This is a genomic window from Prodigiosinella aquatilis, from assembly GCA_030388725.1.
In the GTDB taxonomy this organism is placed as follows: domain Bacteria; phylum Pseudomonadota; class Gammaproteobacteria; order Enterobacterales; family Enterobacteriaceae; genus Prodigiosinella; species Prodigiosinella aquatilis.
The window spans coordinates 2,945,780-2,958,682 of sequence record CP128857.1 but is presented as its reverse complement, the minus strand read 5'-3'; the positions used below and the strand labels follow the sequence as shown (position 1 = coordinate 2,958,682).

Sequence of the window (12,903 nt, the reverse complement as noted above, 5' to 3'; positions counted from 1 at the left end):
TACCCATACAAGGTAAGTGTCATGCGAATCACCGCTGTTTCCCTGCGTATTTGTTCTTGTTCCAAGCGATTTGATGGATTTTCTTCTGATACGAGTTTTTCACCTGACAATGACGGGATTTTTTGAATGATTCAGTTATCTAGACATCCTACCACTCTATATCAAGCCATTGCCGCGCAGTTGGAAGAGGAACTGCGCAAGGGGTATCGCAGTGGTGATTACCTGCCTTCTGAGCAGCAACTGGCGGATCGCTACTCAGTGAACCGCCATACATTACGCCGTGCGGTGGACGAACTGGTGAATAGAGGGCTGGTTCAGCGCCGTCGAGGCATCGGTATCCTGGTGTTGATGCGCCCTTATGATTATCCGCTGCATGCTCAGGCCCGGTTCAGTCAGAATCTGATGGAGCAGGGCAGCCATCCCACCAGTGAACGTCTGTTGGCTGTGTTGCGGCCCTGCAATAGCGACGTGGCTTCTGCATTAGGCTGTCAGGAAGGGAAACCCGTGATTCACCTGCGTACGCTGCGGCGGGTCAATGCTGTGCCGGTCAGCGTGATCGACCATTATTTGCCGGAACTCAACTGGTGGCCCGCACTACAGCAATTTCATAGCGGGTCGCTGCACGACTTTATCGCCCGCGAACTGCACCAGCCGTTAACCCGTCGCCAAACCCGCATCAGTGCCCGTCCGGCGCAGGCGAAAGAGCGGCAGCTACTGGAAACGGTGGCACAGTCGCCACTGCTGTGCATCCGTACCCTGAATATCTGTACCGACAGTGATCGCGTGGCGGAGTATTCCGTCAGCCTGGTTCGGGCAGAGATGATTGAACTGACCATGGAGCACTAGATGGCAATACAAACGGCAAGACAACGCTGGATGTCGATACTGGCGCACAGCGATCCGGACGTCATGCAACAACACTGGCAACAGCTGGGTTTGCGCTATAGCTACCAGGTGTTGCGTGCACCAGAGACCGGACTGGCGCGCGTGCAAGGGCGCATGGGTGGCACTGGAAAACGCTTTGTATTGGGAGATGTCACCCTTACTCGCGCAGTAGTACGGCTTGATGATGGGACTTGTGGTTACAGCTACGTGATCGGACGTAACAAACCGCACGCCGAGCTGTGTGCGTTGGTGGATGCCCTGTTGCAAAAACAGGGTGCCGATACGCCGCTTTATCAGCAGCTAATCGTACCGTTGGCGGCAACCCGCGCAGAGCAATTACAGCAGCGGGCACAGGAAATTGCCAGTAGCAAGGTGGATTTCTTTACTTTGGTTCGTGGAGACAATGAATGACGCTACTTGCTGGCTTTACCCATCCGTTCAGGGACGCGCAATACGCCTTCCGCCGTATTTTAAAGGCCATGAGCGAACCGGGGGTGATTGTTTCTCTCCCTCATTCGCCGTGTTGGGGCGCGCTTTCGCCAGCCGCGACCGCGGTGCTGCTGACGTTGGTCGATCGTGAAACGCCGCTATGGCTGGATCCGGCATTACAGGATGAAACCCTGCTCACTAATCTGCGCTTTCATACTGGCACACTGGTTACTGAACGTGCGCAGGCGGATTTTGCGCTATTGCTGTCAGTGCCACAAGTTTCACTGGCGGGTTTTCCTGCCGGTGACGCACTGGCCCCGGAAAAAAGCACCTCGATCATTGTGGAGGTGCCCAGTCTGGGCGGGGGGCTGCCATTGGCACTTAGCGGGCCGGGAATGGCGGAACCGCGCGGTGTCGCGCCACAACTGCCGGAAAGTGTGCTGCATTATTTGCGTGAGCGGCCGCACCCATTCCCGCTGGGATTTGACTTTATTTTCACCAGTGGTGAGTCGCTGATGGCACTGCCGCGCACCACGCATGTGGAGGTGTCCTGATGTACGTTGCGGTTAAAGGGGGCGAAAAGGCGATCGACGCTGCCCATCAGTTACAGGCGCAGTTACGCCGGGGAACGAGCGACCAGGCGGAACTGTCGGTAGATCAAATTGAACAGCAACTGGGTCTGGCGGTGGATCGGGTAATGACCGAAGGCGGGATTTATGACCGACAACTGGCGGCACTGGCGATTAAACAGGCCAGTGGCGATCTGGTGGAAGCCATTTTCCTGCTGCGTGCTTACCGTACGACCTTGCCGCGTCTGGCGGACAGCGTGCCGCTCGACAGTAGCCAGATGCGTCTGGAACGGCGTATCTCGGCCGTTTACAAAGATCTACCCGGCGGGCAGGTGCTTGGCCCCACTTATGATTACACCCACCGTCTGCTGGATTTTGCTTTACTGGCGGAAGGTGCGACTCCATCGGTGTCGACGTCGGACAATGCGCCGATTGAGCCATGTCCGCCAATGTTCTCGCTGATGACGTCGGAAGGCATCGCTGCCCGGGAGGAAGATGATGGCAGCGAACCACAGGACATCACCCGTGAACCTCCCTCGTATCCCGCTTCCCGCTCCGCACGCCTGCAACAGTTGGCACGCGGCGATGAAGGTTTTTTGCTGGCGCTGGGATATTCCACCCAACGGGGTTATGGCCGCACACATCCGTTTGCCGGTGAAATTCGTACTGGTTATGTCACGGTAGAGATTGAGCCGGAAGAACTGGGGTTCTCACTGGAGGTGGGTGAGATCTTGCTGACGGAATGCGAAATGGTGAACGGCTTCACGGTGCCGGAACAGGAGCCGCCGTATTTCACCCGTGGTTACGGACTGGTATTCGGCCGTGCCGAACGTAAAGCGATGGCGATGGCGCTGGTGGATCGTGCCTTGCAGGCTGAAGCGTATAACGAGCGTGTGACTAGCCCGGCGCAGGATGAAGAGTTCGTACTGTCGCATGCAGATAATGTCGAAGCCGCTGGTTTTGTTTCACATCTCAAATTACCGCATTACGTGGATTTTCAGGCCGAACTGGAACTGTTACGGCGTTTACGTCAGGCACATCAGGAGGGAAAGGATGAAAGCGTTGAACGGCTATAACCCCGGCTATCTGGATGAACACACCAAGCGCACGCTGCGCCGGGCGATCCTCAAGGCGGTGGCCATACCCGGTTATCAAGTGCCGTTTGGCGGACGGGAAATGCCGATGCCCTACGGCTGGGGCACGGGGGGTATTCAACTGACTGCCAGTCTGATCGGCGAACAGGATGTACTGAAAGTGATCGATCAGGGGGCGGACGATACCACCAACGCGGTATCTATCCGGCGTTTTTTCCAGCGTGTCAGTGGCGCTGCCGTTACTGAACGTACCACGCAAGCCACGTTGATTCAGACCCGTCACCGCATTCCGGAAACCCCGCTGCGTGAAGATCAGATTCTGGTTTATCAGGTACCGATCCCCGAACCACTGCGTTTTATCGAACCGCGGGAAACGGAAACCCGCAAAATGCACGCACTGGAGGAGTACGGCATTATGCAGGTGAAGTTGTATGAAGATATTGCCCGCTTCGGTCATATTGCCACCACCTATGCGTATCCGGTGAAGGTGAATGATCGCTATGTCATGGATCCGTCACCGATTCCGAAATTTGATAATCCCAAGTTGCACATGATGCCCGCGCTTCAGTTATTCGGTGCCGGACGAGAGAAACGTATCTACGCCTTACCGCCTTATACCAAAGTGGAAAGCCTGGATTTTGATGACCACCCATTCAGCGTACAACGCTGGGAGCAGCCGTGCGAGCTATGCGGTTCGCGGGAGAGTTATCTGGATGAAGTGGTTATGGATAACCAAGGCACTCGACTGTTTGTCTGTTCTGATACCGATTATTGCCAGCAACGTCAGGAGGCCCTGCGCCATGACTCACACTAGCGAGGCTGTTGAACAACCATTGCTGACAGTACGACAACTCACCCATCTTTATGCGCCGGGGAAGGGTTTCAGCAATGTGTCATTGGAGATTTATCCCGGTGAAGTGCTGGGTATTGTTGGCGAATCTGGTTCTGGTAAAACCACGTTGTTGCAGGCGATGTCGGCGCGTCTGACGCCGCAACACGGTGAAGTTTGCTATCGGGGACGCGATTTATATGCCATGAGCGAGAGCGATCGTCGCCGGCTGTTGCGCGCCGAATGGGGCGTGGTACACCAAAATCCGATGGACGGTCTGCGTCCACAGGTATCCGCCGGGGGAAATATCGGCGAACGACTGATGGCGATGGGACAGCGGCATTATGGTGATATCCGTCGTCAGGCCGGGCAATGGCTGTCGGATGTGGAAATTCCACTTTCCCGACTGGATGATCTGCCGACCACGTTTTCCGGTGGTATGCAGCAACGCCTACAGATTGCCCGTAACCTGGTGACGCATCCCCGGCTGGTATTTATGGATGAACCTACCGGTGGTCTGGATGTGTCGGTACAGGCGCGATTACTTGACCTGCTACGCAATCTGGTCCGGGATTTGAATCTGTCGGTGGTGATCGTGACCCACGATCTCGGTGTCGCCCGGTTGCTGGCCCATCGTTTGCTGGTGATGCGTCAAGGTGAAGTGGTGGAAAGTGGATTAACCGATCGGGTGCTGGATGATCCGCATCATTCCTATACCCAACTGCTGGTGTCATCGGTGCTGAGCTAGCATTTACACGAACGTCACCAGGTATATATAGATACGAGTCGTTTTGCTTGCCCGAACCAATATTGCGGGTACCCATAATGTTTCTCTACAGGTTGTAAAAACCATGAATATTCAGCTTCGCGTCGAAAATCTGTGTAAAACCTTTGTGCTGCATAATCAGCACGGCACCCAACTGCCCGTGCTGCATGACGCCAGTCTGACGGTGGCGGCCGGGGAGTGTGTGGTGCTGCATGGTCATTCCGGTAGCGGGAAATCCACCTTGCTACGTTCACTGTATGCCAACTATCAACCGGACAGCGGCCATGTCTGGGTACACCATCAGCAACAATGGGTCGATCTGGTGACGGCCCCGGCCCGCGAGGTGCTGGCAGTACGGCGGGAAACTATGGGGTGGGTCAGCCAGTTTTTACGGGTCATCCCACGTATTCCGACACTGGAGGTGGTCATGCAGCCGCTGTTGGAGCGGGGAGTGGAACGCTGCGAGTGTGAAGAGCGGGCGCGGACACTGTTGTCGCGCCTGAATGTGCCATCCCATCTGTGGTCGTTGGCGCCGTCCACCTTTTCCGGCGGAGAGCAGCAACGGGTGAACATCGCGCGTGGTTTTATTGCTGACTATCCGGTGTTGCTGCTGGATGAACCGACTGCCTCACTGGACAATGCCAACCGCGACGCGGTGGTGATGCTAATCGAAGCGGCACGTGAACGTGGCGCTGCCGTAGTGGGGATATTTCATGATGCGGAAGTGCGTGCCAGAGTAGCCGATCGTCTGTATGTGATGGACCCGGTGATGCAGGAGCCAGTGCTATGATTATCAATCATGTACGGATGGTTATGGACCATGAGGTGGTCAGCGGTTCGTTGGAATGCCGGGATGGCGTGATTTGTGCGATTTCCGATACCCCTAGCCGGCTGCCACAGGCGCTGGACGGGGAGAATGGCTGGTTATTACCGGGGCTGGTGGAGTTGCATACCGATAACCTGGACAAATTTTTCATGCCACGCCCGAAGGTAGATTGGCCAGCACATTCTGCCATGAGTAGTCACGACGCGCTAATTGTCGCCAGCGGTATTACCACCGTGCTGGATGCGGTGGCGGTTGGTGATGTACGCGATGGCGGCCACCGGCTGGATAATCTGCAACGGATGATTAGCGCTATTGTTCATAGTCAACAGCAGGGTGTGAACCGGGCGGAACATCGTCTTCATCTGCGTTGCGAGTTACCGCATGATTCCACGCTGCCGCTGTTTGAGTCGCTGATGGATACACAAAATCTGTCGCTGGTATCCCTGATGGATCATTCGCCGGGGCAGCGTCAGTTCGCCTCGCCAGAAAAATATCGCGAATATTATCAGGGAAAATATCATCTGAATGATGACGAAATGGATGCGTTTGATGCGGAGCAGCGTCGTCTGGCGGGGCGTTGGTCTCAACCGAACCGGTTGGCGATTGCCGCTTGCTGTCGTGAGCGCGGTATTGCACTGGCCAGTCATGATGATGCCACGGCTGAACATGTTGAGGAGTCCCATGGGCTGGGCAGCATGATTGCGGAGTTTCCCACCACCGAAGTGGCGGCCCACGCCTCTCACCAATGCGGTATGCAGGTACTGATGGGGGCACCGAATATTGTGCGCGGTGGTTCGCATTCCGGCAATGTGTCGGCGCATCATCTGGCTGCGTTGGGCCTGCTGGATATTCTGTCGTCGGACTATTATCCCGCCAGTATGCTGGATGCGGTATTCCGTATCGCCGACGATGACAGTAACCGATTCACTCTGTCACAGGCAGTGGCGCTGGTCTCTGCTAATCCGGCCCGGGCCATCGGGTTGACGGATCGCGGTCAGATTGCCGAGGGAAAGCGGGCGGACCTGGTGCTGGCGCATGCGCCGCATGGTCAGGTGCGGGTGCAGCATGTGTGGGCGCAAGGGCGACAGGTGTTTTGATGGCACGGCTTATCTGGCTGATGGGTGCGTCCGGTTCTGGCAAGGACTCATTACTAGCGGCTCTACGCCAGCAGGCACTGGATGACCTGCTGGTGGCTCATCGTTATATCACCCGTCCTGCCGATGCCGGGGGCGAGAATCATGTCGCTCTTAGTGAGAGGGAGTTTATCTGTCGTCAGGTCAACGGGCTGTTTGCGCTGCACTGGCAGGCGCATCAGCACTATTACGGTCTGGGCATTGAGATTGATGTCTGGCTGGGCCAAGGGATGGATGTGGTGGCTAATGGCTCGCGGTTTGCCCTGCATCAGGCTCAGGCGCGTTATGGCGCACAACTGCTGCCAGTGTGTCTACAGGTTTCTACTTCGGTGTTGGCTCAGCGGTTGCGTCAACGCGGACGGGAGAGCGCTGCTGAGATTGAGCAACGACTGCGCCGTGCCAATAATGTGGTGCCGGCCGATTGTCAGCAATTGATGAATGATGGACCGTTATCACACACCCTGTTGGCATTTTGCCAACTGCTGGAGAAAACGTGATGGAGTTTACTTTTCTGGGAACCGGCGATGTTCGGCAGGTGCCGGTGTTTGGCTGTGACTGTCCTGCGTGTGTTCGGGCGCAGCGTGAATACCGTTACCGGCGCGGTCCCTGTAGCGCGTCGATTCGTTGTGGCGACGAAACGACGTTGTTGGATGCCGGGCTGCCGCGACTGGAACAGCGCTTCAGTCCAGGCGAAATCAGTCATATAGTGCTAACCCATTACCACATGGATCATGTTCAGGGGCTGTTTTCGCTACGCTGGGGGATCGGGGAGAAAATCCCGGTATATGGCCCGCCAGATATGCAGGGCTGCGACGATCTCTACAAGCATCCGGGGATGTTGGATTTTAAACCGTTTCTGACCCCGTTCCAGACGCTGCGATTAGGCGAACTTCGCGTGACACCGCTACCACTTAATCATTCGCGGCCGACATTCGGTTATTTGCTGGAAGATACTCACCAGACGCTGGCGTACCTGACGGACACGATCGGGTTGCCGACGGAGACGTTTCGTTATCTGAGCGAACGGGCGCTGACGCATCTGATTGTCGATTGCTCCGCCGCCCCTTGCGAACCGCCGCCCCGAAATCACAATGACCTGACCCGGGCACTGGCCATTCATGAGGCGCTTAATCCAGCGCAAACCTGGCTGACACACCTGAGTCATGAAATGGACAGTTGGTTAATGATGCATACCCTACCGGATAGAGTAGCTACCGCCGAGGATGGTCTGATACTGCATGCCTGATGCAAATTGGTGGTGTTTTACATCTTAATTGGCACCAATCATGACACGTTCTCCACTATGTTCATTTTTTAATCATGAATCTGTCATGAAGCTTTCATCTGTGATGCCCTTAATAGCAGCTATTCCGTTCACTGATTGACGAGATATGGCACAGCTATGACACAGGTACTGTTGGAATCTGAGACTTATCTGCACGTTCATTCCCAGCCGATTACACAGAAGAAAGTGCTGGAAGTCCGCCAGTTAAGTAAGGCTTATACGGCGCAGCAACGGGTACTGGATGACCTCAATTTTGATCTGCACAGTGGTGAAATGGTGGCGGTGATTGGCCGTTCTGGGGCAGGGAAGTCAACACTGTTGCATGTCATGAATGGTACACTCCCGGCCAGTGAAGGCCAGATCCTGCACTACCGCGACAATGGCGATACACAGGACATCACACAACTCAACAGCCGCCAGATGCGGCAGTGGCGCAGTGAATGCGGGATGATTTTCCAGGATTTTTGCCTGGTGCCGCGGCTTGATGTGCTTACCAATGTCCTGCTTGGCCGGTTGAGCCAGACGTCCCCTGTTAAATCCTTTTTCAAATGCTTTTCTGATGAAGATCGTGCGCATGCCATCGGCCTGCTGCAATGGATGAGTATGCTACCCCATGCGTTGCAGCGGGCAGAAAATCTCTCCGGTGGACAGATGCAGCGTGTCGCCATCTGCCGTGCGCTGATGCAAAACCCCCATATTCTGCTGGCCGATGAACCGGTCGCATCGCTCGACCCCAAAAATACCCAACGCATCATGGATGTCCTGCGTCAGGTGAGTGACAACGGCATCACCGTGGTGGTGAATCTCCACTCCGTTGAACTGGTAAAAGAGTACTGTACGCGGGCGATCGGCATCGCTAAAGGACGTATTCTGTTTGACGGTCATCCCGCTGAGTTAACCGACGCTTTGCTTCACACTCTCTATGGCGATGAGATTAATCAACTCCACTAATAACGCCACTTTTGGCATGACCACTATCTTTGACATGACTACACATAGGCGAGAACCGATGAAAAAAATTGTTCGTTTGACCACGATGTTAGCTGCAATGTTTGCGGCCAACGCTTTTGCTGCCGATGCACCGAGAGAGCTTAACCTGGGTATTCTGGGTGGGCAGAATGCCACGCAGCAGATTGGCGACAATCAGTGCGTCAAAGATTTTCTGGACAAGACATTGAATGTGGATACCAAGATGCGCAACGCATCCGACTATTCCGGCGTAATTCAGGGATTGCTGGGCAAGAAAATCGATCTGGTGCTGAGTATGTCACCGTCAGCGTTTGCTTCGGTCTACATCAAAGATCCAAAAGCGGTGGATATCGCGGGTATCGCGGTGGATGACACTGATCAGTCTCGCGGTTACCACTCAGTGGTTATTGTCAAGGCTGACAGTCCCTACAAAAAACTGGAAGATCTGAAAGGTAAGGCGTTTGGTTTCGCTGATCCAGATTCCACCTCTGGCTACCTGATCCCTAACCACTCGTTCAAACAGAAATTTGGTGGCACGACGGATAATCAGTATAACCACTTTTTTTCCAGCACCACATTCTCGGGCGGACATGAGCAGGACATTCTGGGCGTGCTGAATGGCCAGTTTGCTGGTGCGGTGACCTGGACATCAATGGTGGGTAATTATAACACCGGGTATTCCAGTGGTGCCTTTACTCGCCTGATTCGCATGGATCACCCGGATTTGATGAAACAAATCCGCATTATCTGGGAATCACCGCTGATCCCTAACGGTCCGATACTGGTGAGCAATGCGCTGCCGGCAGCGTTCAAAGCCAAACTGATTGCTGCGGTAAAAACGCTGGATAAGCAAGACCATGCCTGTTTCGTGAAAGCGATGGGTGGCAAGCAGCACATTGGCGATGCCACGCTGGATGACTATAAAACGATCATCGAACTGAAACGCGAACTGATCAGCGGCGGTCGTTGACAGAACGGTGAATACAGGCCGCCATCTGAATGGGCGGCCTGATAACAGGCGATGACAGCATGTTGAACCCTGACTTTGAACACTATTACCAACAGATACGCGGGCGACAGACGCGTGATTCTCTACTCTGGTCGCTGATGCTGGTTCTGCTGTATCTGGGCGCGGGTCATATAGCGGAATTTAATCCGCGTACCATTCTGGTGGCGTTTCCTCATTTTCTGGATTATCTGTCAGAGACGCTGCCGGTGCTGCACTGGAAGCTGCTATTGGCGGATGGTCATACACAGGGGTCGCTGGCCTACTGGGGTTATCGTCTGCCAATCCAACTGCCGTTGATTTGGGAAACCGTGCAACTGGCGCTGGCCTCCACTGTGTTTTCGGTGATGGTAGCGACGGTGCTGGCATTTCTGGCGGCCAATAACACGCAAAGTCCACCGGGGGTGCGTTTTACTGTCCGCACTCTGGTGGCTTTTCTACGTACCATGCCGGAACTGGCCTGGGCGGTGATGTTTGTTATGGCGTTTGGCATCGGCGCCATACCGGGCTTTCTGGCGCTGGCGCTGCACACTGTCGGTAGTTTGACCAAGCTATTTTATGAAGCGATTGAAACTGCATCCGGCAAACCGGTACGAGGTCTGGCGGCCTGTGGGGCCAGTGTCCTGCAACGTATGCGTTTCGGGATGTGGCCGCAGGTAAAGCCGGTTTTTCTGTCTTACAGCTTTATGCGACTGGAAATCAATTTCCGTCAGTCCACCATTCTCGGTCTGGTGGGGGCGGGCGGTATCGGGCAGGAACTCATGACCAACATTAAACTGGATCGTTACGATCAGGTCAGTATGACGATGCTACAGATTGTGCTGGTGGTCTTCGTCCTGGACGCACTCTCCGGCAAGTTGCGCCGTCGAGTGGTGGAGGGGGAAAAATGAAGCTGACAAACGCGCCGCAGGTGGAATTGTCCGTAGTAAAACAGCAACACCACGAACTGTTTAGCATACAACGGCGTTACTTGTTCCGTCTTGGTCTGTTGGCTGTCGCGATCGTGCTCTATTACCTCTATTTTTTTGTCTTTTTTGGTATCAGCTGGGCACAGTGGTTACAGGGAAGCGGTGAAATTGGCCACTATTTCATGAGTATGTTTGTCTGGCGCGATTTCCTTAACTGGCCTTTTGGCTATTACCTGATGCAGATATTGATCACGCTTGCCATTGTGTTTGTCGGTACGTTGACGGCGACCTTGATGGCGTTGCCGCTCTCTTTTTTGGCCGCCCGCAATGTGATGATAACGCCAGTGCAACGACCGCTGGCAGTGCTGGTGAGACGAGTGCTGGATACATTACGTGGCATTGATATGGCTATCTGGGGGTTGATTTTTGTCCGCGCCGTCGGAATGGGGCCGCTGGCCGGCGTGCTGTCGATCATCATGCAGGATACCGGCCTGCTGGGTAAACTGTACGCCGAAGGTCATGAAGCCGTGGAGCGCTCACCCAGTCGGGGATTGACGGCGGTGGGGGCGAATAGCCTGCAAAAGCATCGTTTTGGTATTTTCACACAATCCTTTCCTACCTTACTGGCGCTTAGCCTTTATCAGATGGAATCTAACGTTCGCTCGGCCGCTGTCCTGGGCTTCGTGGGAGCGGGTGGTGTCGGCTTGGTTTACGCTGAAAACATGCGGTTGTGGAACTGGGATGTGGTGATGTTTATCACCCTGATTCTGGTCGTGGTCGTCATGCTAATGGATTACCTCTCTTCCCGGTTACGCCAGCGTTATATCATTGGTTTGCCCATTGCGTTGTATCAGGAAAAACCGTTTCTCACCGGGCCGCGTCAGACAAATAGCGCGCCGCCTTTAAAACCGCGCTGATCTGTCAGGCTAGTCATTTTTTCGATAGTTGGTTTTGTGGTTTATCGGGCAAAACCAACGACTGGGTAGATCGTTGATGCATGCAGGAATACATCGACATCACGGGCTATTCCACCTGGGTTTCCTGTGAAGGTACGGCGGCGTCCAATACGCCATCAACGTGCTGTACCCTCTCCCACCAGGCAGGTGAGACGGGGGACAGATGTTTGGTGGCAATCTCACCCAGTCGTGGGGTCAGCATAGTGAGCTGTCGCTCGCTCGCCAACTGGCTGGTGCGAATCACCGGTTCCGACCAATGATGGAATGAGAGGGTGAACATCCCCCAGTGGATGGGCACAAACACGTTTGCCTGTATATCCTGCACCGCCTGAATGGTATTTTCCGGCATCATGTGCGCATCCGGCCAGCGCCGGTCATATTGACCATTTTCCATGAAGGCGAGGTCAAACGGGCCGAAACGTTCGCCGATGTCTTTAAAGTGGGTGTCGTAGCTGGAGTCGCCACTGAAAAAAATCCGTTCGGACTGACTCTGGATCACCCAGGAAACCCACAGGGTTTTATTATGCGCAAAGGGACTACGGCCGGAAAAATGACGGGCCGGGGTGGCGGTGAATGTCAGGTTGCCGTAGCGCAGGGTGTCATACCAATCGAGCTCCTGAATGCGTGAGCGCTCAATCCCCCATTTCTGTAAATGCTTACCGACCTTGAGCGGCACGATGAATGCGGTTTCCTGGTTGAGAAAGAACCTAATGGCTTTCTTATCCAGATGATCATAATGATCGTGGGAAATCAGGATGATATCCACTTTTGGTAGTTCATCCAGCGTTATCGCTGCTGGCTGGAATCGTCGAAACATAAAACTGAAAGGCGAAACGGTGGCGGAAAACACCGGATCGACAAGCATGATTTTCCCTTCCAGATTCAGCAGTAGTGTGGAATGCCCGAACCAGATAAATTTCAGGTGGTCGGCCGGCGCCAGAAAGGTAGTCATGTCCGGTTGAATGTCGGGGAGTTTGCCAGTCGGGATGCGTGAGGCGGTATCGAACCCCAGTTTGAAGAGTAACGACAGGCTTTCTCTCAGGCTCAGGCGCGGCGCGGTGGTTTTTCGAGGATTATAAAACCGCCCGGTTTCAGCAGAATAATGGTCAACGGTCTGGTTCGACATACAGCCTCCGGGAATCATCTGTCCAGCATTTATCTTCGGTCGATAAGCTATGGTAAAGTTCAAAAATAGCATGCTCTCATGTTGCACACCCGGCAATGTGTGCGGGTGGTCAATGCCTGATG

Annotated in this window: 15 protein-coding genes; 14 read left to right on the top strand and 1 reads right to left on the bottom strand. The window is 54.5% G+C overall.

The window, feature by feature from the left end:
• Positions 1 to 126: 126 nt before the first annotated feature.
• From phnF to phnE (PCO85_13655), 14 genes are all read left to right on the top strand, one after another.
• A complete protein-coding gene (gene phnF / locus PCO85_13720; GenBank protein WJV52301.1) occupies positions 127 to 846 on the top strand; it encodes a phosphonate metabolism transcriptional regulator PhnF in 720 nt (239 codons plus the stop codon).
• On the top strand, positions 847 to 1,296 hold the full coding sequence (gene phnG / locus PCO85_13715; GenBank protein WJV52300.1) for a phosphonate C-P lyase system protein PhnG: 450 nt from the start codon (positions 847 to 849) through the stop codon (positions 1,294 to 1,296).
• On the top strand, positions 1,293 to 1,868 hold the full coding sequence (gene phnH / locus PCO85_13710; protein WJV52299.1) for a phosphonate C-P lyase system protein PhnH: 576 nt from the start codon (positions 1,293 to 1,295) through the stop codon (positions 1,866 to 1,868). Before phnG ends, phnH begins: the two co-directional genes overlap by 4 nt.
• Entirely contained in the window at positions 1,868 to 2,959 is a 1,092-nt protein-coding gene (locus tag PCO85_13705) for a carbon-phosphorus lyase complex subunit PhnI (protein WJV52298.1), read from the top strand. The genes phnH and PCO85_13705 overlap by 1 nt, the downstream gene beginning before the upstream one ends.
• A complete protein-coding gene (locus PCO85_13700) occupies positions 2,937 to 3,791 on the top strand; it encodes an alpha-D-ribose 1-methylphosphonate 5-phosphate C-P-lyase PhnJ (GenBank protein WJV52297.1) in 855 nt (284 codons plus the stop codon). The genes PCO85_13705 and PCO85_13700 overlap by 23 nt, the downstream gene beginning before the upstream one ends.
• On the top strand, positions 3,778 to 4,554 hold the full coding sequence (gene phnK, locus PCO85_13695) for a phosphonate C-P lyase system protein PhnK (protein WJV52296.1): 777 nt from the start codon (positions 3,778 to 3,780) through the stop codon (positions 4,552 to 4,554). The genes PCO85_13700 and phnK overlap by 14 nt, the downstream gene beginning before the upstream one ends.
• Positions 4,555 to 4,657: 103 nt before the next feature.
• The gene (gene phnL, locus PCO85_13690) at positions 4,658 to 5,362 is read left to right on the top strand and encodes a phosphonate C-P lyase system protein PhnL (protein WJV52295.1); all 705 of its coding nucleotides are present in this window, start codon (positions 4,658 to 4,660) and stop codon (positions 5,360 to 5,362) included.
• Entirely contained in the window at positions 5,359 to 6,495 is a 1,137-nt protein-coding gene (gene phnM / locus PCO85_13685) for an alpha-D-ribose 1-methylphosphonate 5-triphosphate diphosphatase (protein WJV52294.1), read from the top strand. The genes phnL and phnM overlap by 4 nt, the downstream gene beginning before the upstream one ends.
• Positions 6,495 to 7,028 carry a ribose 1,5-bisphosphokinase gene (phnN, locus tag PCO85_13680; GenBank protein ID WJV52293.1) on the top strand — a complete coding sequence of 178 codons (534 nt, stop codon included), beginning with the start codon at positions 6,495 to 6,497 and terminating at the stop codon, positions 7,026 to 7,028. The genes phnM and phnN overlap by 1 nt, the downstream gene beginning before the upstream one ends.
• Positions 7,028 to 7,777, top strand: a complete 750-nt coding sequence (gene phnP, locus PCO85_13675) for a phosphonate metabolism protein PhnP (protein WJV56087.1) — start codon at positions 7,028 to 7,030, stop codon at positions 7,775 to 7,777. Before phnN ends, phnP begins: the two co-directional genes overlap by 1 nt.
• 156 nt (positions 7,778 to 7,933) lie before the next feature.
• Positions 7,934 to 8,767 (top strand): phosphonate ABC transporter ATP-binding protein, encoded by an 834-nt coding sequence (gene phnC / locus PCO85_13670; GenBank protein ID WJV52292.1) that lies wholly within the window; start codon positions 7,934 to 7,936, stop codon positions 8,765 to 8,767.
• A gap of 58 nt (positions 8,768 to 8,825) precedes the next feature.
• On the top strand, positions 8,826 to 9,755 hold the full coding sequence (gene phnD / locus PCO85_13665; GenBank protein WJV52291.1) for a phosphonate ABC transporter substrate-binding protein: 930 nt from the start codon (positions 8,826 to 8,828) through the stop codon (positions 9,753 to 9,755).
• A gap of 62 nt (positions 9,756 to 9,817) precedes the next feature.
• The gene (phnE, locus tag PCO85_13660; GenBank protein WJV56086.1) at positions 9,818 to 10,681 is read left to right on the top strand and encodes a phosphonate ABC transporter, permease protein PhnE; all 864 of its coding nucleotides are present in this window, start codon (positions 9,818 to 9,820) and stop codon (positions 10,679 to 10,681) included.
• The gene (phnE, locus tag PCO85_13655; GenBank protein ID WJV52290.1) at positions 10,678 to 11,616 is read left to right on the top strand and encodes a phosphonate ABC transporter, permease protein PhnE; all 939 of its coding nucleotides are present in this window, start codon (positions 10,678 to 10,680) and stop codon (positions 11,614 to 11,616) included. Before phnE (PCO85_13660) ends, phnE (PCO85_13655) begins: the two co-directional genes overlap by 4 nt.
• Positions 11,617 to 11,722: 106 nt before the next feature.
• Here phnE (PCO85_13655) and PCO85_13650 read toward each other — a convergent pair whose 3' ends face one another.
• The gene (locus PCO85_13650; GenBank protein ID WJV52289.1) at positions 11,723 to 12,781 is read right to left on the bottom strand and encodes an MBL fold metallo-hydrolase; all 1,059 of its coding nucleotides are present in this window, start codon (positions 12,779 to 12,781) and stop codon (positions 11,723 to 11,725) included.
• Between the last annotated feature and the right edge of the window lie 122 nt (positions 12,782 to 12,903).

Bases quoted from the DNA above. Each gene is read 5' to 3' on its own strand.
- phnF (WJV52301.1), top strand. From the start codon at position 127: ATGATTCAGTTATCTAGACATCCTACCACTCTATATCAAGCCATTGCC.
- phnG (WJV52300.1), top strand. From the start codon at position 847: ATGGCAATACAAACGGCAAGACAACGCTGGATGTCGATACTGGCGCAC.
- phnH (WJV52299.1), top strand. From the start codon at position 1,293: ATGACGCTACTTGCTGGCTTTACCCATCCGTTCAGGGACGCGCAATAC.
- PCO85_13705 (WJV52298.1), top strand. From the start codon at position 1,868: ATGTACGTTGCGGTTAAAGGGGGCGAAAAGGCGATCGACGCTGCCCAT.
- PCO85_13700 (WJV52297.1), top strand. From the start codon at position 2,937: ATGAAAGCGTTGAACGGCTATAACCCCGGCTATCTGGATGAACACACC.
- phnK (WJV52296.1), top strand. From the start codon at position 3,778: ATGACTCACACTAGCGAGGCTGTTGAACAACCATTGCTGACAGTACGA.
- phnL (WJV52295.1), top strand. From the start codon at position 4,658: ATGAATATTCAGCTTCGCGTCGAAAATCTGTGTAAAACCTTTGTGCTG.
- phnM (WJV52294.1), top strand. From the start codon at position 5,359: ATGATTATCAATCATGTACGGATGGTTATGGACCATGAGGTGGTCAGC.
- phnN (WJV52293.1), top strand. From the start codon at position 6,495: ATGGCACGGCTTATCTGGCTGATGGGTGCGTCCGGTTCTGGCAAGGAC.
- phnP (WJV56087.1), top strand. From the start codon at position 7,028: ATGGAGTTTACTTTTCTGGGAACCGGCGATGTTCGGCAGGTGCCGGTG.
- phnC (WJV52292.1), top strand. From the start codon at position 7,934: ATGACACAGGTACTGTTGGAATCTGAGACTTATCTGCACGTTCATTCC.
- phnD (WJV52291.1), top strand. From the start codon at position 8,826: ATGAAAAAAATTGTTCGTTTGACCACGATGTTAGCTGCAATGTTTGCG.
- phnE (WJV52290.1), top strand. From the start codon at position 10,678: ATGAAGCTGACAAACGCGCCGCAGGTGGAATTGTCCGTAGTAAAACAG.
- PCO85_13650 (WJV52289.1), bottom strand. From the start codon at position 12,781: ATGTCGAACCAGACCGTTGACCATTATTCTGCTGAAACCGGGCGGTTT.